Genomic DNA, 23,051 nt, shown 5'->3' on the forward strand with positions numbered 1-23,051 from the left:
CGGGCAGCACGCCCGGGTGCGTTGTCCGTCCCCGGCCCGTCAGCGGCCGGGGGCGGACAATTCGCGGTACCACTTGACCAGGAACGCCACCATGAAGAGCACATGGGCGACGAGCAGGCAGCAGTACAGCACCGTGAACAGGTCCCGGCTGCCGAACAGCAGGAATATCGCGCAGAAGACCCCGTAGTCGACCGGAAGCAGGGCAACGGAGCGCAGCATGGAGGCCGGCGGTGCGGCTGCGGGTCCGCCCGTGCCGCTCTTCTGCCGTTCGGCGCGCCGGAGTTGTTCGGTGAGGATGCCGCCGAAGAAGACCACCACCGCGGCGAACTGGAAGACGACGGGAAGGAGCAGACAGCGAGGGTCGGAGAAACCGAAGTAGCGGTAGAACGAGACCAGTACGGCCATGTGGACCGCCAGCATTTTCGCGCAGTCGACCACATGGTCCAGCCACTCCCCCGCGGCGCTGCCGGTCCGGGTCAGCCGGGCGAGCTGTCCGTCGGCGGAGTCGAGGGCGAAGCCGGTGACCAGGGCCGCGAATATACCGGCCGCCACGGCGAAAGAGGGCCGCAGCGTCGCAATCATGACCACGCCGGCAAAGGTGAACACGGCACTGATCAAGGTGATGTGATTGGGTGTCAATTTCAGCGTGTAGCCCGCGGCAGCTAACACCCGGCCGGCCGGCCGGTTCACATAACGCGAGTACAGGGACACTCCCTTCGAGGATTTCTGGGCGGCCGACAGCTGTCTGATCGCATATCCGAACTGGCTCATGTCCCCCACCTGATGAATGGACCCCCGAAGGAGCAACATCATGGCAGGCAGAACCTCCCCGTCAACCGGTGGCGCCACCCGCCGGTCCGTGCTGGCGGGATCGGCCGCCGCGCTGGCAGCGGCCCTCACCGGGTGTGACGACTCCTCGCCGCCCCCTGCCACCCGGCAGTCGTCCGACGACGCCAAGGTGCCCCCGGTCACCGGTCACAAGCCCAAGGGCAAGGACGTCATCGACGTGGTGGCGGATTTCGGCGCCAAGGGCGACGGGCGCACCGACGACAGCCGGGCGTTCGCCCGCGCCTACGCGTACGCGGCGGGCCGGGTGTGGGACCACATAGGCCGGACCGTGATCGATGTGCCCGCCGGCACCTACCTGATCCGCTCCCCCAACGCCCTGCTCGACGCGCAGGGGGGAAAGCTCAAGGCCAACGGTTTACGGTTCCGCGGGGCCGGCAAGCGCATGACCCAGTTGCTCTTCGCGCCGCGCCGGGCCGAGAACACCTATCTGTGCCGCAACGAGGACAGCTGGGCGAATGTGATGTTCGAGCAGATCGGCTTCGCCGCCGTCACCCCCGGCGCCTCGTTCTTCTACTCCTACTCGACCGGGCAGGCCCAGGACTACCGCTTCACCGAGTGCGAGTGGACCGGCGAGTGGACCTACGGCCTCGCCCTCGACGGCAGCAACACCAACTCGGAGATGCGCTGGGACGCCTGCCGGGTGGGCGGTGCCTACCGCAAGGCGTTCCTGTACTCCGGGCTGTCCCAGAAGTCGCTGAGCCGCCCGCAGCAGGACCAGTTCCTGAACTACTGGTTCAACGACATGAAGGTCGAGTACGCCTGGGGCAACTTCCTGGAGTTCCCCTACGGCGGCTCCATCACCTGCCGCGGCGGCTCCTACATCGTCACCGGACGCCGCCCCGAGGACTCCGGCGACTACGGGCACACCAGTACCTTCTTCCGCTTTCCGCGCGGTCCGCACCACGACTCCGTACAGCGCTTCCACGCCGAGGACATCCGCTTCGAGGTGCGCGACCCGGACACCGTCGTGATCGACTGCGCCTGGGACAGCGGAACGGTGCACTTCAACGACTGCGACGACACCGCCCAGGCGTTCAAGTCCTTTGCCCAGGACAGCAGTCCGCACCGCTACCGCATCGGCGCCCAGGGCCCGCTCGTGCGCTACGACTCGTGCCAGCTGTCCGGGCAGCACGCCTACGAGGCGGAGAGCGGCGGGTCCGGTGCCCGGGCCCGCTACGACATGTGCCGCCTGCGCAATCACTCCCAGCAGGACTTCATCAAGGGTGCGGGCGACCGGGTGTCGTTCGTCGACTGCCTGGGGTCCTGAGGGGCCGGCGGCGGTGGCGGGCAGCAGGCGCAGCGCGGGGCATGTCCGGCAGGCACCCCGGCTGCCGACGGTGATCAACGGCACACGTACTGGCCAGTAGCATTCTTCCGGCGCGGGCCTAGAGTGAGGGCCGAATGGCGCCGCCGGGCACCCGGCGGCGGCCCGCCCTCCGAGCCGACCAGGGAGACTGCATGCGCTCTCCGAAGGACTTCTTCCGCCCGCTGGCCGTCGGGGCGCCGATCCCGGTACGCGAGGTACCGTTCCGGCCGTCCCGGATGATCCACTTCTTCGATCCGGGCAACGAGAAGATGGCCGCGAAGGTGCCGTCCATCGCGCCCACCGTGGACGTCCTGCTCGGCAACCTCGAAGACGCGGTCGCCGCCGACCGCAAGGAAGCGGCCAGGTCCGGTCTGGTGAAGATCGCCAAGGCCACGGAGTTCGGCGACACCCAGCTGTGGACCCGTATCAACAGCCTGGACTCGCCCTGGGCGCTGGACGATCTGCTGACGCTGGTCACCGAGATCGGCGACAAGCTGGACGTGATCATGGTGCCCAAGGTCGAGGGCGCCGAGGACATCCACTACGTCGACCGGCTGCTGGCTCAACTGGAGGCGAAGGCACAGGTCCGGCGGCCGATCCTGGTGCACGCCATCCTGGAGACCGCCACCGGCGTCGCCAACGTCGAGGAGATCGCCGGCGCCAGCCCCCGGATGCAGGGCATCTCGCTCGGCCCCGCCGACCTCGCCGCCAGCCGCCGGATGAAGACCACGCGGGTGGGCGGGGGCCACCCCGGATACCTGGTGCGGGAGGACCCGCACGGCGCGGACGGCGCCGCACCGCGGGCCACCTTCCAGCAGGACCTGTGGCACTACACCCTGGCGCGGATGGTCGACGCCTGTGCGGCGCACGGCATCCTGCCGTACTACGGCCCGTTCGGTGACATCAAGGACACCACCGCCTGCGAGGACCAGTTCCGCAACGCCTTCCTGCTCGGCTGCGTCGGCGCGTGGAGCCTGCACCCGGTGCAGATCGGCATCGCCAAGAAGGTCTTCTCGCCCGCTCCCGCCGATGTCGCCTGGGCCCGCCGGGTCATCGAGGCGATGGGGGACGGCACCGGTGCGGTGATGATCGACGGCAAGATGCAGGACGACGCCACGTACAAGCAGTGCCAGGTGGTCGCCGAACTCGCCGACGCGCTCGCCGCCCGTGACCCCGAGCTGCGCGACGCCTACGCCGCGGCCGAAAAGGAGTAGGTCCCGTGTCCGACGCGATCCTGCGGCCGCGCCGCTCCGTGCTCTACATGCCCGGTGCCAACGAACGCGCGCTGGAGAAGGCCAAGTCCCTGCCCGCCGACGCGCTGATCCTCGATCTGGAGGATGCCGTCGCCCCGGACGCCAAGGCCGACGCCCGGATGCGGGTCGCGGCCGCCGCGGCCTCCGGCGAGTACGGCTACCGCGAGGTGACGATCCGGGTCAACGCACCGGGCACCGCCTGGCATGCCGACGACCTCCGGGCCGCCGCCGAGGCCGGTCCGGACGCGGTGGTGGTGCCCAAGGTGGAGTCCGCCGAGACCGTGCGGGAGGTCGAGCGCGCGCTGGAGGCCGCCGGCGCTCCGGACCACACCGCCCTGTGGGCCATGGTCGAGACGCCGCGCGCCATGCTGGACGCCCGTGCGGTGGCCGCGGCCGGCGAGCGGCTGACCGTACTGGTGATGGGCACCAACGACCTGGCCAAGGAGCTGCACGCGGAACACGTCCCCGGCCGCGCGCCGCTGCTGACCGGCCTGTCGCTGGCGCTGCTGGCGGCGCGCGAGAGCGGCAAGGTGATCCTGGACGGCGTCTACAACGACGTGAAGAACCCCGAGGGGTTCGAGGCGGAGTGCGTCCAGGGGCGGCAGTTCGGTTTCGACGGGAAGACGCTCATCCATCCGTCCCAGGTCGAGCCCTGCAACCGGGTGTTCGCCCCCTCGACGGAACAGATCGCCCGCTCCCGCAGGATCATTGACGCGTTCGACGAGGCCACCCGTGAGGGACGCGGGGTCGTCACCGTCGACGGACGGCTGATCGAGAACCTGCATGTCGAGGACGCCCGCCGGATCCTCGCCCTCGCCGAAGCGCTCGACGGGCGCGGGTAGGTCCGTGCCCTCCACGGCCGTCCAGGGCCGTATCGGTGAATCCCATCATCGGACGGGGTGAACATGTGAGGCGGGCCGTTGCTCCTGCTAGGTCGTTGCGGGCATCCGGGATACCAAACGTCCGGGGACCATCAATGAGGTGCAGGAGCACACTGTGAAGAACATGGCACGCGTCAATTTCGTGATGGCAGGAGCCTGTGGCCTGCTCCTGGCCGCAGGCGGAGCCGCGCCCACCCTGGCGTGGGCCGAATCGTCCGGCGGCGACGGGATCTCCAACAGCGACACCGTTGCCCGCTTCGACGCCCGGACCCACTGCGGGCACCGGACCAGGTTCTGTGTCAACGGCCCGGTGCTCAGCGGAAACCCCAGGCAGTCGCAGAACGTCCATGTCTCCGGCTCCAACAGCAACAGCGGCAGCCCGAAGACCTCCCAGGGGAACACCAACGACGACAGCGGCGGCACCACCGGAGCCGCGAAGAAGTCCAGTAACAACCAGCAGGCCATCGGCTCCTACGGCACCCAGAAGCTGTGACGGCACACTGATTCCCGCCGGCCCCGGGACTCTTGGGGCCGGCGGGGTGCCGGAAGCGGAAACGACGATCGCCCGGCGGATGTCCGCCGGGCGATCGTGTGACGTCCCGGTCCGTGCCGGGTGGTGCCGGGTCCGTCAGTGCCTTGTCCGGATCAGTGGACCAGGAGTCCGAGGATCCGCTGCACGTGGTTGGAGCTCCCCGAGGAAGCACCCGTGACGGAGTTGGCGCCGTTGGTGGTTCCGTTGGTGTTGGAGAGATTGCCGCTGTTGTTCGGGTTCCCGTGGTTGATGAAGTTGCCGCTGTTGAGGCTGTTGCCGCTGTTCACCGGCCCGTTGATACAGGCGTGGGGCGATGCGAGCACCGGGGACTTGTAGTGGACCTGGCCGAGGCGGTTGTTGCAGACCACGCCTTGGACCGTGCCGGTCACGGTGCCGACATCGGCGTCCGCCACCGTCGAGAGCAGGGAGTCCGGGATGCTCACCGCCTGGGCGGCCCCGGCGCCGAGCAGTACCAGCCCGCACGCCCCGACCACGCTTCCCGCACGCATCATTCTTCTCACGTCGCTCCTCGCCGCCTCGTCCGTCTGCTGCCAGACGTATCGTGCTGCCGTTGCCGTCCCGCAGCCCCGTTCAACCCGCGGGGAGTGAAACGCCCGTCGGCCACAATCAGCCGGGTGGCCCAACCATGCGCTGTCGGCCGCCGCGGGAGGGGGCGCGAAGGCCCCGGCCTGTCGTCCGACGCCCGGTTCGCTGAGCGACGGCGCGGCCGGCCCGCCCCTTCAGGTGGTGCTGTGCGGATGGCAGGCCGTGGCGGAGCGGGGCGGCCACGTCTGGGGGTCGAGGATGCCCAGGACATAGGCGCGGGCGACGAGGGCGGGGCGGGTCGGTGCGTCCAGGAGGTCACGCAGACGGCTGAGGTGGTAGTCGACGGTCTGCCGGGAGAGATGCAGGAAGGTGGCGATCTCCGCATTGCTGCGGCCGGCGGCCAGCAGGGACAGGATGCGTACCTGACTGGCCGTCAGCTGGGGGTGTGCTTCATGGGCGAGTCCCTGGTGGGTGACGATCGCCCAGACGCTCGTGGCACGGTCCGCGCTCCGGCCGACCGTCGTCAGATGCAGCCGGGCGCGGCGCTGCCGGCCGCGGGCGTCCTGGAACACGGCGGAGGTCTGGATCCGCCGGCTGCGGCGGGCTATCAGATCGTGCCAGCTGCGCCGCAGCGCTCCTAACTCCGGGGCGGGCGCCAGCACGGTGTGCGCACGGCGGCCGACGAGATCCGACAGCCGGGTCTGCAGCAGTTCGGCGGCCGCGGCGCTCGCCTGCTGGATCCGCCCGCCCGCGGAGATCAGGGCGCAGGCCAGTCCGCTGTGATCGCGCAGCGCGTGCAGGTTCTCCTCGGCCTCCCGGCGCTGGCGCAGGGCGCGGGTGTAGTCACTGATGTCGACGTAGATGCCCGCGACACAGGTCTGGCCCCCTTCCCTGACGGGGAAGCGGTGGCCGGCCGCCTGGCCGCTGGTGCCGTCGGAGCGGTGGTAGGTGAGGGTGTGCCGCACGGGCTTGCCGCGGGCGAGTACTTCCCGGTCCAGGGCGAGGACCTGCGGCGAGTCGGCGGGGCCGTCGATGTCCGCGACAAACGCGCCGATGACGTGCTCCGGTGTGGTCCCGTACAGATGGGCATAGGCGTGGTTGGCCCAGAGGTAGCGGCCGTCCGCGTTCCGGATGAAGGCCGCGGCGGGGGCGAGGTCCGCGAAGGCGTCGTAGCGGCGGACGCCGGAGGCCCGCGTGGCGACTTCCACCGCCAGGCCACGGGAGCGGCCCTGCCGGGGCACGCCGAGGGGCCAGTTCACATCGAAGACACGACCGTCGAACTGGGCCTGCCAATGGCTGGATTCGGGTGCCGCGGCGGGCTCGGGGAGCTCTCTTCGCACGGTGTCGAGGAACCGCTGGGCCGTCACCGTGTCGTCGAAGGCGCCACCGCCGCTGTCGATCACGCGCAGCTCACGATCGGCCTCCCACCAGGACACCGGAAGGTGTTCGAGCAGCGACTTCAAACTGGTCTCGTCCACGACGGGCCCCTTTGTGGTGAAGAGTTCAACGGTTTTGGACGGCGCGCCATCGCCATGCGTATCCCCCAGCGCTGCGCGGCATGCCCGGTTCTCGGCCGATCTGGCGGCGTCCGCGCACCTCCAGGCCGCTGCGCACGCCATACGGCATCACGAAACCTTCACCGATGATCAACGGTATCCACAACTCTGGCATTTGCCTGAGCGGTTGCGGCCCGATGCGGGGAACGGTGTGCCGCATGGCTGCTTCGCTTGAAGCATGGCGTCCGGATGTGAGAGTCGGGCGTCCCCGGCCGTTTCGAAGGCCCCTACCCGTATGAAGAGGAGTCGGATTCCAGTGAGCAAGGTGCTGTTCGTGTATGCCAAGGGTGGTCCGCCCTTGGGGTACGCCCTGTCACGGGTCGCCGCACGGTCGGCAGTGCACCTGCTGGCACTCAGCGCGCTCCCGCCCACCGTGGCCGCGTCCGCTGACCGGCTGTGCGCTTCGGTGCTGAGCCCTTCCGAACCCGAACGGCAAGACCTGGTGTCTCTGATCGCCTCCCGGGCCCAGGCGGTCGGGGCGGACGCGGTCGTCACCTTCTCCGAGTACGCGGTCGTCGCGGTCGCGGAGGCCTGCGAGAAGCTCGGCCTCGCCGGTGCGGGCAACTCCTGTGCCCTCGCCCGCGACAAGCGCATGATGCGGCGCACCTGGCAGGACCAGGGCATATCCCAGCCCCGGTTCCGCCCCGTCGCCACCGAGCGGGACCTGCACGACGCGGCCGCCGAGCTCCGGTTCCCCCTGCTGCTCAAGGCCGCCTGGAGCGCCGGCTCCACCGCCCACCGGACCATCCGCCACGCCGACGAGGTTCCGGCGGCCTGGGAGCGGGCCCGGGAGGTGATGGCCGAATCCGCGCAACTGGGGTACGCCGAGCTCCATGTGGCCGGTGCCGGGGCGGACTTCCTCGTGGAGGAGATCGTGCAGGGCACCGCGTCGGAGTGGTTCGGCCAGGAGGGCTGGGGCGACTACGTCAGCGTCGAAGGCGTCGTCGTGGACGGCGACTTCCGCCCGGTGTGCCTGAGCGGGCGGATGCCGACGGTGGAGCCGTTCACCGAGCGGGCCGGGATCACCCCCGCCGCGCTGCCGCACGACGCCCAGCGGCGCATCGTGGCCCTCGCGCGCGACGCCGTCGACGCGCTGGGGCTGCGCAACTGCGGGACGCACACCGAGATCAAGCTCGGCGCCGACGGGCGCATGTGGGTGATCGAGACCGCCGCCCGGTTCGGCGGGGCGATGACCGTCCCGCAGATCGAGGAGGTCTTCGGCCTGGACCTGATCGGCATGCTCACCGACCACCTGCTGGGACGTCCGGTCACCTGGCCCGACGGGGCCCGTACCCCGCAGGAGGCGGACGGCGCGGCCGGATCGCTGGTCGTCCTGGCCGTCGACGGCGAGGGGGAGGCCTGGCCTGACCGGCGCATCTGGGACTTCCCGACCGTGCGCGAGGCGGTGCCCGTCAGCGCGGGCAGCCGGCTGTCCGTGGTGGCCGAGAACTCGCTCCCGGACGGCACGCTGGTGCCGGTGTACGACCCGGCCGCGGGCGCCAACACCATGGCGGCGCTGTGCCTGCTGTCCGCCGCCGACCCGGAGACCGTGATCCGCGACTTCCGGACCCTGGTGGACGCTCTCCCCCAGGTCCTCCCGCACGGCAGCACGGAGGCGCAGTCATGACCACCACCGTCCTGCCGTCCGGCGCGCCGGGCCCGGTCACCGATCGCACCGTCGTCGGCGAGAACCTGTCCCTGCCGCTCTTCCGCACCCTCTCCGGCGTCCTGGCCGGCCACCCCTACCTCAAGGTCGTGGTGGACCGCATCGAGAACACCTGGCACCTGCTCGACACCGCGGCCCACCCGTTCCACGTCAACTACATCGCCACCCGGGTGCTCGGCATGGAGCTGGCCGATCTGGACTCCTGCCTGGACGCGTTCAACGCCTCGGTCTACATGGATCCCGAGCGCCGCTTCCTGCTGGGTGTGCTCTCGCTGCACACCGACGAGGACACCGAGGGCCGGGAGCGGCCCTTCCTCGTCCTGGAGACGACCGAGGCCGACACCATGAACGGCCTCCTGCTGGAGGAGTTCTACACGTTCGTCCGCCACCGGGTCGACGGCCGGCTGCCGCTGCTGCTCAAGCCCGCGAACCACGGGCAGGAGCACGAACTCGCCGCCATCAGCGATGTCCATGTGCCCCGGATCCTGGGCCATGAGCTCTTCGGCAACCGCACCCGTACCCCGCTCAACCCCGGCGAGGCGGTCGGGCGGCTGCGCTACTTCCGGACCCAGGAGGAGTACGCGGCCGCGGCCGGCGGGCTCGGCTGGTCCGACATCGTGGCCATGGCGTCGCTGCCGGACGATGTGCCGCGGGTGGCGGGCTTCCTCAACACCGCGCCCGGCACACCGCTCTCGCACACCAATGTCCTCGCCTCCGGCTGGGGCATCCCCAACGCGATCGTCCGCGACCTGGACCGCCTCGTCGAGGCGGACGACCTGGACGACGCGTGGATCCGCTACCGGGTGCAGGACGACGAGATCACCCTCGTCCCGCTGGGCCATGCCCCGGCGCTCGAGGCCCCGGCCTGGCACCAGCAGCGGATCCGGATGGAACCGCCCCTGCTGGAGGACGTACCCGCGCTGTTCCTGCACCGGCTGCGCCGCGCCGACCAGGACCGGTACGGCACCAAGGCGGCCAGCCTCGGGGAGCTCCATCATGTCCTCGACAGCCGCTCCGTCGACCTCACCACCTTTTACGGGCAGCCGAGGCCGCCCCGCGCCGACCTCTTCGGCCACCTCGCGGCCCGCCTGGGCACCCCGGACGCGACGCCCGCCGAACTGCGCGACCTGGCCGCCGACTTCGTGGCCGCCACCGTCGCGGCGCCCGACGGCATCGCCCTTCCCTTCGCCCTGCAGCACCGCTTCCTGACGTCCTCGCCGGCCGTGCAGCAGGGCCTGGGCAAGCTGAAGATGGCCCTCGAACTCGACGCCGTCGACGTCCTGGACGCGCTCTGCCTGCATCTGCAGCAGCTCATCCGCAACACCCCCATGCCCGACGAGGTGACCCGGCAGATCACCCAGGCGCTGCCCGACGGTCCGGACGGCGGGGGCCGTCTCGTGGTGCGCTCCTCCTCCAATGCCGAGGACCTGCCCGGCTTCTCCGCGGCCGGGGTCTACGACTCGGTCAGCACTGTCCACGGCGCCGACGAACTCCTCGATGCGGTGCGCCAGGTGTGGGCCTCCCTGCTGTCGCCGCGCAGCGTCCGGCTGCGCCACCAGGCGGGCATCTCCCTCGACGACACCTACATGGGCGTGATCATCCAGCGGTATGTGCCGGCGGAGCTCGGCGGGGTGCTGGTGACCTGCAACCCGACCCGGCGCACGGACTTCCGCAACGTCTACGTCAACTGCTCCCCCGGTTCGCCCGAGACGGTCGTCGACGGAACGACGCTGCCGCTGCAGTACCTGTACAACACGGTCGAGGGCGGCGGCCGCACCGTCGCACTCGGCTCGTCCGGCAAGGACCTGCCCGTCGGCACCCGCGACAAGCTGGCCCGGCTGGCCCTGACCGGGCGGCTGCTCCAGTCGCACTTCAGCGACGGTGAGGTGGACCATCCGCTCGACATCGAATGGCTGATGACCGATCAGGGGGACTTCCGCCTGGTCCAGATCCGCCCCTACGCGCTGTGATCCGCCCGTTCGCCGGCCTGCGGACGGCCCGTGGCCCCCGGGCCGCCGGGGTGTCCCTGACCCCCCGGGCCCGCCGGATCATCCGGCTCAACAACGGCTTCCAGCTGCTGTTCAACCTGCTGTGGTGGATGCCGGTCTTCTACGCCTACCAACGGGAGGCCGGGCTCTCCGACGGGCAGATCTTCGGCATCCAGAGCATCTACTACATCGCGTTCTGCCTCTTCGAGATCCCGACCGGGATCGTGGCCGACCGGATCGGTGCCCGCAACTGTCTGCGGGCCGGTGCCGTCGTGATGACCGCGGCGAACCTGGCCCCGGTTCTGGCCCCCAGCTACACCGGCTTTCTGGTGCACTTCCTGGCCATCGCCGCGGGCCGCTCGCTGACCTCGGGCGCCGCCAGCGCCTATCTCTACGACGGCCTGGCGGCCGAGGGCGCGGGAGAGCACTATCTGAAGGCCGAGGGGCAGGCGCGGGCGCTGGGGCTGGCCGCGAAGGTGCTGTGCTGGCCGCTGGTCGGTCCGTTGATGGCCCTCGCGCACCCCACACCGTATGTGCTGAGCGCCGTGAGCGCGGCGGGCTCGCTCGTCTGCGCCGTGGTGCTGCCGCGGCAGGCGGCGCCCGCCGGCCGGGCCGGGGCGAAGGCGACGTCGCGCGGCGGGCTCGCGTTTCTGCGCGATGCCACCACGGCGCTGCGCTGTGTGTGGGCCACGCCCTGGCTCGCCCTGCTGATGGTGCAGGGCGTGGCGGTCTTCACGCTCTCGCGGATCTGCCAGGTGAACCTCTTCCAGCCGGTGCTGATGGATCACGGCATCCCGGAGGGCTCGCACGGCGGAGTGCTGGCTGCCATGACGGTCGCGGAGGCGGTGGCCTCGGCCCGTCCGCAGTGGCTGGGCTCGCGGCTGTCACCGGTGGCGTGGGTCTCGCTGCTCAGCCTCGCGATGGCGGCGGCGCTGGCGGGGAGCACCCTCGGCGGGCCCTGGACCGTGGTCGCCCTGCTGTGCGTGTTCGCCGCGGTCACCGGATTCGCCTATCCGCTCCAGCGCAAGCTGGTCAACGATGCGATTCCGGCGGGTGCGCCACGGGCCACCCTGCTGTCCGTCGAGAGCATCGTGGACCGGGCCGTGTGCGCGCTGGCGGCCGTGGCCGCGGGCGCCTATCTCTCCGCGGGCCGGCTGGACGCCCTGCTGTGGCACAGCGCGGTGGTGACCGGCGTGGTGATGCTGGTCCTGCAGCTGGTGCTGCGGCGGGCCCCGGGACGGCCGCGGAAGCAGCCGGCACCGGAGCCGGTTCCGGAGCTGGTCACCACAGCAGGAAACCCCTGAGCCGCACCGTCATACTGGGAACGTGCGGGGTACGGACACCGGGCGCTACGGCGAAGGTCTGTTCCGCCCGGAGGTGACCGGCGAGGCCGGTCGTATCGACCTGGGAGCGCTCGCCTACGACGAGGTGAGCGCCGCCCGGCTGACGGCGTTGGGAGCCGGTCCCGGCTGGAACTGCCTGGACGTGGGCGCGGGAACCGGCACCCTCGCGCGGTGGCTGCTGGAGTCGGCCGGTGTCACGACGGTCCTCGCGGTGGACCGTGACACCCGGTTCCTCACCACGGACGGGACACCGGGCCTGACGACGCTGGACGCCGACATCACCGCCCCGGACTTCGATCCCGGCCGGTTCCGGCTGGTGCACGCGCGGTTCGTCCTGATGCATCTGCGCTCGTGGCGTCGCATGATCGCCAAGCTGGTCTCGCTGGTCGCGCCCGATGGTGTACTGGTGCTCAGCGACGCCGTGGACCTGACGAGCGCCACCGCGCCGGGCACCCCGTACACCACGGTGATGCGGGCGATGTGGCAGGCGCTGCGGGAGACCATCGGCACGGACATCTCCTGGGTGCCGGACTACCCGCAGCTCCTGCACGAGGAGGGGCTGTTCCACGTGGCCGCCGAGATCCACGTTCCCCCGTTGGTGCCGGACAGTGCGATCAGCCGCTTCTGGGCCGATACGTGGGGCCGTTCACGGGACGCCATGCTGGCGACGGGGCGGGTGGACGAGGCACAGATCGCGCGGGCGGTGCACGAGCTGTCCTCGCCCCGGTGCGCCGGCCTCTCTCCCGGGATGCTCACCGCGTGGGGGTGGAAGACCGAGGAGGCCGCCCGGGGCCGGCCCTGCTGACCGGGCGCGGCGCCCCTGACCGCTGCCGCGCCCGGCCCCGGGCAAGGGTTGCGCACCGCCGTCCCGGGCGGTGACGTTCAGCGCGCCTTGGGGAGTTGCTGGGTGGAGCAGTGGATGCCGCCGCCGCCCTCGCCGAGGTTGTCGACGGGCAGGGGCACCACCTTCCGCCCCGGGTAGAGGTCCCTCAGGGTGGCCGCGGCGTCGCCGTCGGCCTTCCGGTCGCCGAAGCGGGGCATGATGACCGCTCCGTTGGCCACGTAGTAGTTCGCATAGCAGGCCAGGAAGTCCTTCCCCCGTCGCCCGATATCGGCCGGCTCGACGAGCTCGACGACTTCGAGCCGCTTCCCCCGGGCGTCGACGGCGCGCTCCAGGACCGAGCGGGCCTGTTCGTAGGCGCCGGTGAAGTCGTTCCGGGGGGCGTCGGGTGACGGGGTGCTCAGGACCACGACGCCCGGTTCGGAGAACCGTGCCAGCGCATCGATGTGATAGTCCGTGATGTCCTTGCCCTTGACGCCCTTCACCCAGATCACCGTGGTGGCGCCGAACAGGTCCTTGAGCGCCCGCTCGATGTCCTTGCGGGACGTGCCGGGGTTGCGGTTGCCGTTGACCAGCGAGCTCTCGGCCGCCATCAGGGTCCCGTGCCCGTCGCCCTCCACGGCGCCGCCCTCGGCGGTGATCGGTGCCTCGATCCTGGTGATCCGCTCGTCGTCCAGGATCGCGCGGGCGACCCGGCTGTCGCGGCCGTGGGCCTGCTTGTTGCCCCAGCCGTTGAAGTGGAGGTCGACTCCGGCGATGCCGTCGGGCCCGAGGACGAAGACCGGTCCGCTGTCCCGCATCCACAGGTCGTCCACCGGGACCGGGACGACCTCCACCCCGGACCCGCACGCCCGCCGGGCCGCCGGCGCCTCCCGTTCGTTGGCCAGGAGGTATACCGGCTCGAACTCGGCGATGGTCCGGGCGATACGGGCGATGTCGTCGCGTACGCCGGTGACGTCCGGCCCCCAGATCGTGCGGGTGGGCCATGCCATATACGTCGCCTCGTGCGGATGGGCCTCGTCGGGCAGCCGCCATCCGCCGGCCGGCTTCGCGCCTGCGGGGACGGCCCGCGCACCCCGCGGCGCCGGCCGGCCGCCGTCCTGGGCACCGCAGGCGCCCAAGGCCCCGCCCACGGCGGCGACGACCGCCGCTTGCAGTGTCTGACGTCGGGATATGTCCATGCTCAGCTCCCTGACTGAAATTTTGGTCAGGACGATCGTAGGGCATGATCGGAGCCGAGCCACCTTGATTCCTCGGACCGCGGGAGCATGCGATGCCGGACAGGCCCACCCAGATCCTCGAAGCCGCCGCCCGGCTGATCGCCCGGCGCGGCGTCCGCGGGCTGCGCGTCGAGGAGGTGTCCGCGGAGGCCGGCGTCTCGACCGCGCTGATCTACTACCACTTCAAGGACCGCACCGGACTGCTGCGCCGCACCCTGGAGTTCATCAACCAGCGCGCGGTCCGCTACACCGACGCCGCTCTCGGCCTCTCCGACGATCCCCGCACCCAGCTCACCGAGATCCTGCTGCGGGAACTGCAGGACGTGCCCCACGTCAGGGAGAACAGCGCGGCGTGGGGCGAGCTGCGCGCCACCGCCGTCTTCGACCCGGACCTGCGGGAGCTGCTGGCCACCGCGACCCGCGAGTGGAACGACGACCTCGCCGAACTGATACTCCGGGCCCAGACCGCCGACCCGGCGCTCGCCCGCACCGATCCGCATGCGGCGGCCGAACGGCTCACCGCCCTGGTCGAGGGCGTGAGCGAGCGCTGGCTGAGCGGTACCACCTCGCTCCGGCGGGCGCACGAGCTGATCCGTGGCGCCGTCGAGGCGGAACTCCGGCCGGGCTAGACCGGGCCGGGACTCCGGCACGCCCCGGGGGCTCCCTTCGCCCCGCCCGGCCCCGCGGCCCCCACGGCCTGCGGAGCCGGGCTCTTCTTCATGGCGGGGCGCCATAGCGGAGGAAATGAGCGCTTCGGTCAATAAGAGGACATCGACGGCTGTTTTCGGTCGGATTCCGGTACGTGACGCTCCGTACACGGTCGCCCGGTCGCGCCGCACAACCGCCGCGGAATCCCCTTCTCACACACAGGGGCGCCATGTGGCAGTCATGCGGTGATTGCCGGGATCTGGCGAAGAATTTTCTGTTCTGGTGAGTAAATGGTGAAGAAAGCCGACCGAAAGTGTGCATCGGGTTTTGACCCCCGATCAGCCGTTCGGCGATCGTCCACCACATGCCCGACATACCCCGACCCGCGGCCAGCGGCCCGCTGCGCCTGCGCGACTTCCGTCTTCTGCTCGCCGGTGCCGCGGCCGGACAACTCGGCGCCCAGGTCACCCTGGTCGCCCTGCCGCTCGTCGCGGTGCTCGAACTCGACGCCCCCGCCTTCCAGGTGGGGTTGCTCACCGCCGCGGAGACCGCCGCGTTCCTGCTGGTCGGGCTGCCGGCCGGGGCCTGGGTCGACCGGATGCGCAAGCTGCCGCTGATGATCCGCGCCGATGTGGTGCGGGCCCTGACGATGGCGAGCATCCCGCTGGCCGCCGTCGCCGGTGTGCTGACGATGGCGCAGTTGTACGTCGTCGCCCTGGTGACCGGCGTGGCGACGGTCTTCTTCGACATCGCCCACCAGAGCTTCCTGCCCCAGCTGCTGCCCAAGGACCAGCTGGTCTCGGGCAACGGGGCGCTGGAGACGATCCGTTCCTCGGCGCAGGTCGCGGGTCCCGGCATCGGTGGCGGTCTCGTCCAGCTGCTGGGGGCCGCGCTGGCCATCGTCACCGACGCGGCCGGCTATGCGCTCTCCGCACTGTTCCTGTGGCGCATCAAGCGTCCTGAAAGCCTCCCCGAACGCCGTCCGGACGCCTCGCTGCGCCGGGACATCGGTGAGGGGCTGCGCTTTGTGTGCGGGCACCGCCTGCTGCGCGTGATCGCCGTGACGACCGGGCTGGGCAACTTCTTCGCCGCGGTGCTGATGGCCACGCAGTCCGTCTTCCTGGTCCGGGTGCTGGGCCTTGCGCCCGGAGTGGTCGGCCTCGTGCTGGCCGCCTCCGCCCTGGGCGGACTGGCCGGCGCGCTGTGCGCGGGCCGGCTCGCCGCCCGGGTCGGCCAGGCCCGGCTCATCTGGCTGTCCCCGCTGGTCACCGGCCCGTTCGCGCTGCTGTGGCCGCTTTCCGGGCGCGGCGCCGGGGCAGCGCTGTTCGCCCTCGGCTCCGGTGTGGTCTTCTTCGGCACCGTGGTCTACAACGTCGCACAGGTGAGCTTCCGCCAGACCCTGTGCCCGCCCCGGCTGCTCGGCCGGATGAACGCCACACTGCGGTTCCTGATGTGGGGCACCCTGCCGCTCGGTGCCCTGGCCGGCGGTGCGCTGGCCGATGCCTTCGGGGCCCGGGTGGCGCTGGTGTGGTGTGCGGCCGGATTCCTGGCCGTACCGCTGCCGCTGCTGCTCTCCCCGCTGCGGCGGATGCGTGACCTGCCCGCCGCGGGGTCTGCCGAGGACCCGGAGGCCGACCCGTCGGACTCCGCCGGCGCGGCCGAACCCGCCGCCCTCGGCTGACGGCCGGCCACCGCGTCCTGCCTCACCCCTCCTGCCTCACCCCTCCTGCCTCACCCCTCCTGCCTCACCCCTCCTGCCTGCCCCCGCGCACGGCCTTCCCCCGCGCATCGCTTCAGGCGATGCGGCTCCGTCATGTCAGAGAGGATCACGTGCTCAGCATCACGAGCCAGTACCTGGCCCGCTACCGGCGACTCGACACCGGCGACGGGGCCCCGGTCCTGCTGCCCGTCACGGGCGCCCAGCGTCGCTTTGCACTGGTGCGTGCCATGGACCCCGCCGGGCGGCCGGATCTCGTGCCGATGTTCTTCGCCTTTCCGCGCGGCACGGTGGATCCCGTACGCCTCACGGCGGCCGCGAACCGGCTCGCCGCCCTGCACCCCGTGCTGCGCTCCCACCTCACCGTGCTGCGCGGCACCCCCGCGCTGCGCCCGGAGGAGCCACGGGTACCCGTGACCCGCCTGGCCTGCGGGTCCGGTGAGGACGCGGCCGCCGTGCTGCGTCGCGCCCTGGCCGGCTGGGCCCCGCAGGGTGCGCCGCTGCGGCTGTTCCTGGTGCAGGACGGGCCGCAGGGCGCGGAAGACGTGCTCGCCGTGGTCCTGGACCACGCCGCGTGCGACGGCCAGTCGCTGGCCCGGATCGTCGCAGAACTCGGCGCGGCCTACGACGAGGACGCCGGCGCCGAGCGGCCCTCCGCCTCCGAGGTCGCGGCCGAGCTGGCCGCCTACCGGGACGCCGTGCTGCTCCAGCTCGACGCGGAGGAGCGCGCGGGCGCACCGGCGGCGATGGCGTACTGGGGCGAACGGCTGCGCGCGGTTCGCGAACAGGCCGCCGCGCCACGGCCCCTCTCCGCCGGGACCACGCCGAGCGGTGCGGCCGCGGTGCGGATACCCGCGCCGCCGGCCGGGGTGCCCTTCCCCGAACTGCTGGGCGCCTGCCGGGCGGCCGCGGCGGTGCTGTTCGGAGCGGGGCATGTGGTGCCGCTCGGCTACCCGTGGGGCGGCCGGCCGCCCGGTGCCGCTCCGGTGCTCGGCTGCTTCCTCAACACCGTGGTCTTCCCGACCGCCACCGGGGACGCTCCCGCGCCGTCCGCCACGGCCGAAGCCTGGTGGGACGACCTCGACCATGCCGCCACCCCGTTCGACGCCGTGGTGCACGCCGCCCGCGCGGCCGGCTCCGGCTGGACCGGCCGGCTCGACGGCATGCTGACCGTCGACGACGCCCGGCGGCACCCCCCGCTGCGGCTGGGCGGGGTGACGGGCCGTGAGATCCGTATCGACGGCAGGGCGGTGCGCGGCCCCTTCGCGGTCTCCGTCACCCAGGGTCCCGAGCTGCAGCTGCGCATGGTGTGGGACCGCGCGCTTCTCCCCGACGACACCGCCGAGAGCGCCTTCACCGCGCTCGCCGGCGCGCTGCGAACCCCGGCACCGACGGTCGGCTGACCCTTCCCGGGGCTCCGCCCCGCCTTTGCTCACCGAACACCGCCAGACCGGCCGCGCGATCCGCGGCCGGACTGCGCCCCCCCCAGGCCGGGCCCGACCACGCCCCGGCCGGAGAAACCCGCCCCGACAACCTCAGGGACCGCCCATGCTTCCGCTCTCCTCCTCGCAGGAGATCGTCTGGCTGCACGAACAGGTGCAACCGGGCAGCCGCGCCTACAACTTCACCGCCGCACTCGACCTGTGGGGCACCCTCGACACCGAGGCACTGCGCCGCGGCCTCGCCGCCACCCTCGACCGGCACCCCGGGCTGCGGCTGGAACTCGTCGCCGTCGACGGGGCGATGCCGGGGCAGCGGGTAGCCGAGGCCTGTGTGCCGCGGCTGCACACGGTGGACCTGAGCGGGGAGGCGGACCCGGAGGCCGCGTTCCAGGAGCTGCTGCGCACCGAGGCGGAGACCCCGCTCGACACCTTCGAGGCACCGCTGCTGCGCTGGACGCTGGTCCGGCTCGCGGCGGAACGTCACCGGCTCATCCATGTCGAGCACCATCTGATCCACGACGGCCACTCGTTCGCGATCCTGCTGCGCGACGTGTTCAGCGTCTACCGGGGCCACGTTCTGGGCGAGCCGGTGGAGCTGCCGGCCGCGCCCTCGTACGCCGACCACGTCCGGACGAGTACCCGGGACGAGGAGAGCGGGGAGCGGCGGGACGGTCTGGAGTTCTGGGCCGGTGAACTGCGCGAGATGTCCTACGACATGCCGCTGCCGGGTCTGACCCGGCCCGGCTCCCGGCGCCGGCACCACGGCGGCCAGCTGCGGCAGTCGATCGGCGCGGATCTGGCTCAGGCGCTGCGCGCCCATGCCCGGGAGCGCGGTCTGACGCCGTTCGCCACCCTCCTGGGGCTCTTCGCCGAACTGCTGCGCCGGCACAGCGGCCGCTCGCAGATGGTGATCGGCACCGCGGTCGGCAACCGCCCGCGCGGTTTCGAGGACGCGGTGGGCATGTTCGTCAACACCATCCCGCTCGCGCTCCGGCTGGACCCGGCCGCTCCGGCCGAGGAGTCCATGGACGAGGTGACCGACACCCTCATCCGTGCACTGCCGCACCAGGAGGTGCCGATCCAGGAGCTGACCCGCACGCTCGGTCTGCACACCTCGGGCGCCGACAACCCGCTGTTCAGCGTCATGTTCAGCGCCCACGACGCCGAGCTGCCCGAGATCGACGTCCCCGGTCTGGACATCACCCTGTTCGAGGGCTTCAACACCGGCACCACACGCTTCGACCTGGACGTGGTGCTGCTGCCGGACGACCGGCGCGGGGTCAGCCTCCGGCACGGCGCGGCCGGGATGACCCTGGTCTGGGACTACGACGCCGATATGTTCGGCGAGGACGTGGCGAAGCTGCTCGCCGGGCGGTTCCTGGACCTGCTGCGGGCCTACCTCGACACTCCCGGCGCCGCACTGGCGGACCTGGCGCCGCCGGCCCCGCCGCAGGCCCTCCCGGCCGCCGCGCCGCCGGCCCCGGCACACGATCCGCTCGACCCGGCCACCGCACACGACCCGTCCCTGCCCGCGCTGCTCGCCGGCGCCCGCCGGATCACCTACGGCGACCTCGAGGAGCGGGTCGGCTCGCTGGCGCAGCGGATGCGGGCGGCGGGGGTGAGTGCCGGGCAGCCGGTGGCCGCCGTGCTGCCCCGCGGTGCCGATTCGGTCGTGACGTTGCTGGCGTGTCTGCGGACCCGTGCGGTCTACTGCCCGCTCTCGCCGTCCGACCCGCCGGCCCGCCTGGAGCTGCTGCTGGGCCGGCTGGGTCCGGCGCTGGTGCTGACCTCCGCGGACGCCCCCGTCACCCTGCCCGCCGGGCTGCCGACGGCCACCGTCGACGCCCCGGTCCTGCCGCCGGCGCGGCCGGCCGATCCCGTCCCCGGTGCCGCGTACATCATCCACACCTCCGGTTCGACGGGCATCCCCAAGCCCGTCGCCGTCGGCCGTGCGGCACTGGAGAACCATCTGACGGGCGCCGCCGACCGGTTCGGCCTGGGCCCGGGTGACCGGGTGCTGCTGTTCGCGCAGCCGACGTTCGACGTGGCCCTCGAAGAGGTGCTGCCGTCGCTGTACGCCGGGGCGTGTCTGGTCGCCCCCGAGCGCGAGGTGCTGACCGGCACCGAGCTGGCCGCGCTGCTGGTCTCCGCCCGGGTCACCGTGGCCAACCTGCCGACCAGTTACTTCCTCGCCACCCGCGCGGAGATGCGCCCCGTGCTGCGCGACGGGCACTGGGCACCGCGGCTGCTGGTGCTCGGTGGTGAACGCCTCCCGGCGGACGTGATGCGTGCGTACCTGGCCGACACCGACAGCACCGTGCTCAACGTCTACGGCGTCACGGAAGCCGCCATCAGCTCCACCGTCCACGAGCTCACCCTGGACGGCCTCACCGACGGTGCGGAGATCCCGCTCGGCACCGAGCTGCCCGGCGAACGGATCCATGTCCTGGACGCCCACCACCGGCCGCTGCCGGACGGCGCGGTCGGCGAACTGGCCATCGCCGGGGCCGGCTTGGCCGAGGGCTACGTCGGCAACCCGGAGACCACTGCCGCCCGGTTCACCGGCGTCGAGGCCCTGGGCGGCGAGCGCGTCTACCTCACCGGTGACCTCGGCTACCGCGGCCGCGACGGGCTGCTGTACTTCCTGGGACGACGCGACCACCAGATCAAACTGCGCGGCTACCGCATCGAACTGGAGGAGGTCGAGGCCGCCGCCTCGGCCGCGCTCGGCGGCCGGTCCTGCGCCGTCGTCCTGGACCGTGCGGCCCCGGGCGGGCCCCGGCTGGTCGGTTTCCTGGAGGGCACGGACGACGGTGCGCCGTGGGACGAGCAGGCGTTGCACACCGAGCTGAGCCGCCGTCTGCCGAGCGCCCTGGTACCGGGGCGCTGGGCACGGCTCGACGCCATGCCGCGGCTGGCCGGCGGCAAGCCGGACCGCACCGCGCTGACCCGCCGGGCCGCCGCACTGGAGCCGGCCGCCCCCGCCGAGGAGAGCCCCGGCGCACCGGCGCAGCTGCCGTCCGACCCGACGCTGCCGTCCGACCCGATGACGGAACTGCTCGCCGAGGGCTGGCGGGAGGCACTGGGCCACGGCCGTTTCGACGCCTCCTCGGACTTCTTCCGGGCCGGCGGCCACTCGCTGCTCGCCGCGCAGCTGGCGGCCTGGCTCGAACCGCGGCTGGGGCAGCGCCCACCGCTGCGGCTGCTGTTCCAGAACCCGGTGCTGGCCGACCAGGCCACCGCGCTCGCGGCCGTCGGCGCCCCCGCCGTGCCCTCCGCCGCCGTGCCCGCTCCCGCCGCTTCGACCACCGTGACGGAGTCCCGATGACCCAGCCGATGACCGCCCGGACGCCGGCCCCGACGACCGCCCCCGGCACCCGGCTGACCGCGCCGCAGGGCTCGCTCAGCATCGCCCACGGCGCGGCCCCCGCCACGGAGGGGACCAACGGGGTGCTCTCCCGCTTCGAGGAGTGGACCCGCAGCTCCCCCGAGGCCCCCGCAGTGATCGACGGTGCCCACCGCTGGACGTACCGGGACATCGACGCCGCCGCCGACGAGGCCGCACGGGCACTGCGGGACCGGGTACGCCCGGGAGACCTGGTCGGCGTCTGCCTCGACCGTTCGGCCGCCCTCGTGGTGACCGCCGTCGCGCTCGCCAGGATCGGCGCCGTCTATCTGCCGCTGGGTCCGCGCCCGGGTGAGCGCCGTACCGAGGCCGTCACCGAGGACCTGAACGTCGTCTGTCTGATCGGCGATCCCGAGGTGCTGCCGCCCCGGCACCGGAGCGCCGAGCACCTGCCGCTGGCGCTGCCGGGCGAGGGCGCCAACGCCACCGCCACGGTGGTGGCGGCCTTCGCCGCCCCCGGCACCACGGCCCGTTCCGCGCCTACCGGGGCGTTCTACGCCGTGCTGACCTCCGGCTCCACCGGCCGTCCCAAGGCAGTGGCCGTCGGCGAGCCCGCGCTCGGCGGCCTGCTGGACTGGTACCGCGCGACGAGCGGGCTGGCCCCCGGCGACCGGCAGTCCCTGCTGATCGGTGTCGCGTTCGACCCGCATCTGATGGAGCTGTGGGCCGGGCTGACGTCCGGGGCGGCTCTGGTGCCCGCGCCGGACGAGGTCCGCTGGGACCCGGTCGTGCTGGCCGACTGGTGGCGGGAGTCCGCGGTGACGGTGGTGGCCGCGGCCACGCCGATGGTGGAGCCGCTGCTGGAGCGGCCCTGGCCACAAGACCTGACGCTGCGTCACCTATTTGTGGGCGGTGACCGGATGCGGCGCCGGCCCGGCAAGGACGTGACCACCACCGTCCACAACGCCTACGGTCCGGCCGAGGCCACCGTGGTCTCCACCGTGTACGCCATGCACGGCACGGACGGCGCTGCGGGCACCGATGCCGCGCCGCCGATCGGCCACCCCCTCCCGGGCGTGACCGTGGTCGTCGCCGACGCGGACGGCAGGCCCGTCGCACGGGGCACCGAGGGTGAACTCCTCATCGGCGGAAGCGGCCTGGCCCTCGGCTACCTCGATCCCGACCTGACCGCGCGCCGCTTCCTGGCCGTGCCCGAGGGGGTCGATCTGCCGGGTGTGGAGCGCCTGTACCGCACCGGGGACCGGGTGCGGATGCCGGACGACGGTGCGCTGGAGTTTCTCGGCCGCCTCGACGACCAGGTCAAGATCAGCGGGGTACGGATCGAACCGGCCGAGGTGGAGGCCGCGTTCGAGAAGGACCCGGCGGTCCTCGGCGCCGTCGTCACCGCGCCGCGTACCGCCGGCGGCCACACCCGGCTGGTGGCGTACGTACGGCCGGCGGCCGGCGCGGTGCTCACCGCCGACGCGCTGCTGCCGGCCGTACGCGCCTGGCTCCCGGAGCAGGCGGTGCCCTCGGACGTACGGATCGTGGACTCCTTCCCGCTGGACGCCAACGGCAAGGTGGACCGCGCCGGACTGGCCCGGCAGGCAGCCGCCGAGGCACCCCGTCCCGGCGATGCCCCCGCGGACGGCGGGCGGCCCACCGGCACCACTCCCGGCGAGCAGCTTGTGCTGAGCGCCGTACGCGATCTGCTCGCCCGGTCCGAGATCTCGCTGACCGAGAGCTTCACCGGCGCCGGCGGCACCTCGCTGCTCGCCGCCCGGCTGCTGACCGTCATCGAGAAGGAGAGCGGTGTCCGGCTGCGCGCCCCCGAGCTGCTGCGCCAGCCGGACCTGCGCGCCGTCGCGCTGCTCGTCGACACCCGCCTCGCCGCCCGGCAACCGGCAGGAGCCTGAG

17 protein-coding genes are annotated in these 23,051 nt (G+C 72.3%); 13 read left to right on the forward strand and 4 right to left on the reverse strand.

Annotated elements, in window-relative coordinates:
• Positions 1-39: 39 nt before the first annotated feature.
• Entirely contained in the window at positions 40-771 is a 732-nt protein-coding gene (locus OHS81_RS01135; protein WP_328381564.1) for a CDP-alcohol phosphatidyltransferase family protein, read from the reverse strand.
• Positions 772-811: 40 nt separating this feature from the next.
• Here OHS81_RS01135 and OHS81_RS01140 point away from each other — a divergent pair, with 40 nt between their 5' ends.
• From OHS81_RS01140 to OHS81_RS01155, 4 genes are all read left to right on the forward strand, one after another.
• The gene (locus OHS81_RS01140; protein WP_328381565.1) at positions 812-2,116 is read left to right on the forward strand and encodes a glycosyl hydrolase family 28-related protein; all 1,305 of its coding nucleotides are present in this window, start codon (positions 812-814) and stop codon (positions 2,114-2,116) included.
• Between the two features lie 191 nt (positions 2,117-2,307).
• Positions 2,308-3,369, forward strand: a complete 1,062-nt coding sequence (locus OHS81_RS01145) for an HpcH/HpaI aldolase/citrate lyase family protein (protein WP_328381567.1) — start codon at positions 2,308-2,310, stop codon at positions 3,367-3,369.
• 5 nt (positions 3,370-3,374) lie between these two features.
• Positions 3,375-4,250: an HpcH/HpaI aldolase/citrate lyase family protein gene (locus tag OHS81_RS01150; RefSeq protein ID WP_328381569.1), complete on the forward strand. Its 876-nt coding sequence runs from the start codon at positions 3,375-3,377 to the stop codon at positions 4,248-4,250.
• 139 nt (positions 4,251-4,389) lie between these two features.
• Positions 4,390-4,782 (forward strand): hypothetical protein, encoded by a 393-nt coding sequence (locus OHS81_RS01155; RefSeq protein WP_328381571.1) that lies wholly within the window; start codon positions 4,390-4,392, stop codon positions 4,780-4,782.
• A gap of 152 nt (positions 4,783-4,934) precedes the next feature.
• On the opposite strand, the gene OHS81_RS01160 is transcribed toward OHS81_RS01155, so the two are convergent.
• The gene (locus OHS81_RS01160; protein ID WP_328390824.1) at positions 4,935-5,330 is read right to left on the reverse strand and encodes a hypothetical protein; all 396 of its coding nucleotides are present in this window, start codon (positions 5,328-5,330) and stop codon (positions 4,935-4,937) included.
• Positions 5,331-5,561: 231 nt separating this feature from the next.
• A complete protein-coding gene (locus OHS81_RS01165; protein ID WP_328381573.1) occupies positions 5,562-6,845 on the reverse strand; it encodes a helix-turn-helix transcriptional regulator in 1,284 nt (427 codons plus the stop codon).
• Positions 6,846-7,179: 334 nt separating this feature from the next.
• On the opposite strand from OHS81_RS01165, the gene OHS81_RS01170 reads away from it, so the two are divergent.
• Genes OHS81_RS01170 through OHS81_RS01185 form a run of 4 tightly spaced genes read left to right on the forward strand, consistent with a single transcriptional unit; the run spans position 7,180 to position 12,725 of the window.
• Positions 7,180-8,550, forward strand: coding sequence for an ATP-grasp domain-containing protein (locus tag OHS81_RS01170; RefSeq protein WP_328381575.1), 1,371 nt, complete (start codon positions 7,180-7,182; stop codon positions 8,548-8,550).
• The gene (locus OHS81_RS01175) at positions 8,547-10,559 is read left to right on the forward strand and encodes a PEP/pyruvate-binding domain-containing protein (RefSeq protein ID WP_328381576.1); all 2,013 of its coding nucleotides are present in this window, start codon (positions 8,547-8,549) and stop codon (positions 10,557-10,559) included. The genes OHS81_RS01170 and OHS81_RS01175 overlap by 4 nt, the downstream gene beginning before the upstream one ends.
• Positions 10,556-11,881, forward strand: coding sequence for an MFS transporter (locus OHS81_RS01180; protein WP_328381578.1), 1,326 nt, complete (start codon positions 10,556-10,558; stop codon positions 11,879-11,881). The genes OHS81_RS01175 and OHS81_RS01180 overlap by 4 nt, the downstream gene beginning before the upstream one ends.
• A gap of 22 nt (positions 11,882-11,903) precedes the next feature.
• Entirely contained in the window at positions 11,904-12,725 is an 822-nt protein-coding gene (locus OHS81_RS01185; protein ID WP_328381579.1) for a class I SAM-dependent methyltransferase, read from the forward strand.
• 77 nt (positions 12,726-12,802) lie between these two features.
• Here OHS81_RS01185 and OHS81_RS01190 read toward each other — a convergent pair whose 3' ends face one another.
• Entirely contained in the window at positions 12,803-13,942 is a 1,140-nt protein-coding gene (locus OHS81_RS01190) for an agmatine deiminase family protein (RefSeq protein ID WP_328381580.1), read from the reverse strand.
• 92 nt (positions 13,943-14,034) lie between these two features.
• Here OHS81_RS01190 and OHS81_RS01195 point away from each other — a divergent pair, with 92 nt between their 5' ends.
• The 5 genes from OHS81_RS01195 to OHS81_RS01215 all read left to right on the forward strand — a co-directional run bounded on the left by OHS81_RS01195 (position 14,035) and on the right by OHS81_RS01215 (position 23,050).
• Entirely contained in the window at positions 14,035-14,610 is a 576-nt protein-coding gene (locus OHS81_RS01195) for a TetR/AcrR family transcriptional regulator (protein WP_328381581.1), read from the forward strand.
• Between the two features lie 383 nt (positions 14,611-14,993).
• Complete coding sequence (locus OHS81_RS01200) at positions 14,994-16,310, forward strand: MFS transporter (protein WP_328381583.1); 1,317 nt, start codon at positions 14,994-14,996, stop codon at positions 16,308-16,310.
• A 149-nt stretch (positions 16,311-16,459) separates the two neighbouring features.
• Positions 16,460-17,749: a non-ribosomal peptide synthetase gene (locus OHS81_RS01205; protein WP_328381584.1), complete on the forward strand. Its 1,290-nt coding sequence runs from the start codon at positions 16,460-16,462 to the stop codon at positions 17,747-17,749.
• 145 nt (positions 17,750-17,894) lie between these two features.
• Complete coding sequence (locus tag OHS81_RS01210) at positions 17,895-21,116, forward strand: non-ribosomal peptide synthetase (protein ID WP_328381586.1); 3,222 nt, start codon at positions 17,895-17,897, stop codon at positions 21,114-21,116.
• Positions 21,113-23,050, forward strand: a complete 1,938-nt coding sequence (locus OHS81_RS01215; RefSeq protein ID WP_328381588.1) for a non-ribosomal peptide synthetase — start codon at positions 21,113-21,115, stop codon at positions 23,048-23,050. The genes OHS81_RS01210 and OHS81_RS01215 overlap by 4 nt, the downstream gene beginning before the upstream one ends.
• Position 23,051: the final 1 nt, after the last annotated feature.

It is taken from the genome of Streptomyces sp. NBC_00400 (genome assembly GCF_036048035.1).
Classification (GTDB): Bacteria; Actinomycetota; Actinomycetes; order Streptomycetales; family Streptomycetaceae; genus Streptomyces.

Excerpts from the sequence above, each read along its gene's own strand:
- OHS81_RS01160 (WP_328390824.1), bottom strand. The coding sequence starts at position 5,330 with ATGCGTGCGGGAAGCGTGGTCGGGGCGTGCGGGCTGGTACTGCTCGGC.
- OHS81_RS01175 (WP_328381576.1), top strand. The coding sequence starts at position 8,547 with ATGACCACCACCGTCCTGCCGTCCGGCGCGCCGGGCCCGGTCACCGAT.
- OHS81_RS01190 (WP_328381580.1), bottom strand. The coding sequence starts at position 13,942 with ATGGACATATCCCGACGTCAGACACTGCAAGCGGCGGTCGTCGCCGCC.
- OHS81_RS01135 (WP_328381564.1), bottom strand. The coding sequence starts at position 771 with ATGAGCCAGTTCGGATATGCGATCAGACAGCTGTCGGCCGCCCAGAAA.
- OHS81_RS01210 (WP_328381586.1), top strand. The coding sequence starts at position 17,895 with ATGCTTCCGCTCTCCTCCTCGCAGGAGATCGTCTGGCTGCACGAACAG.
- OHS81_RS01195 (WP_328381581.1), top strand. The coding sequence starts at position 14,035 with ATGCCGGACAGGCCCACCCAGATCCTCGAAGCCGCCGCCCGGCTGATC.
- OHS81_RS01145 (WP_328381567.1), top strand. The coding sequence starts at position 2,308 with ATGCGCTCTCCGAAGGACTTCTTCCGCCCGCTGGCCGTCGGGGCGCCG.
- OHS81_RS01200 (WP_328381583.1), top strand. The coding sequence starts at position 14,994 with ATGCCCGACATACCCCGACCCGCGGCCAGCGGCCCGCTGCGCCTGCGC.
- OHS81_RS01215 (WP_328381588.1), top strand. The coding sequence starts at position 21,113 with ATGACCCAGCCGATGACCGCCCGGACGCCGGCCCCGACGACCGCCCCC.
- OHS81_RS01140 (WP_328381565.1), top strand. The coding sequence starts at position 812 with ATGGCAGGCAGAACCTCCCCGTCAACCGGTGGCGCCACCCGCCGGTCC.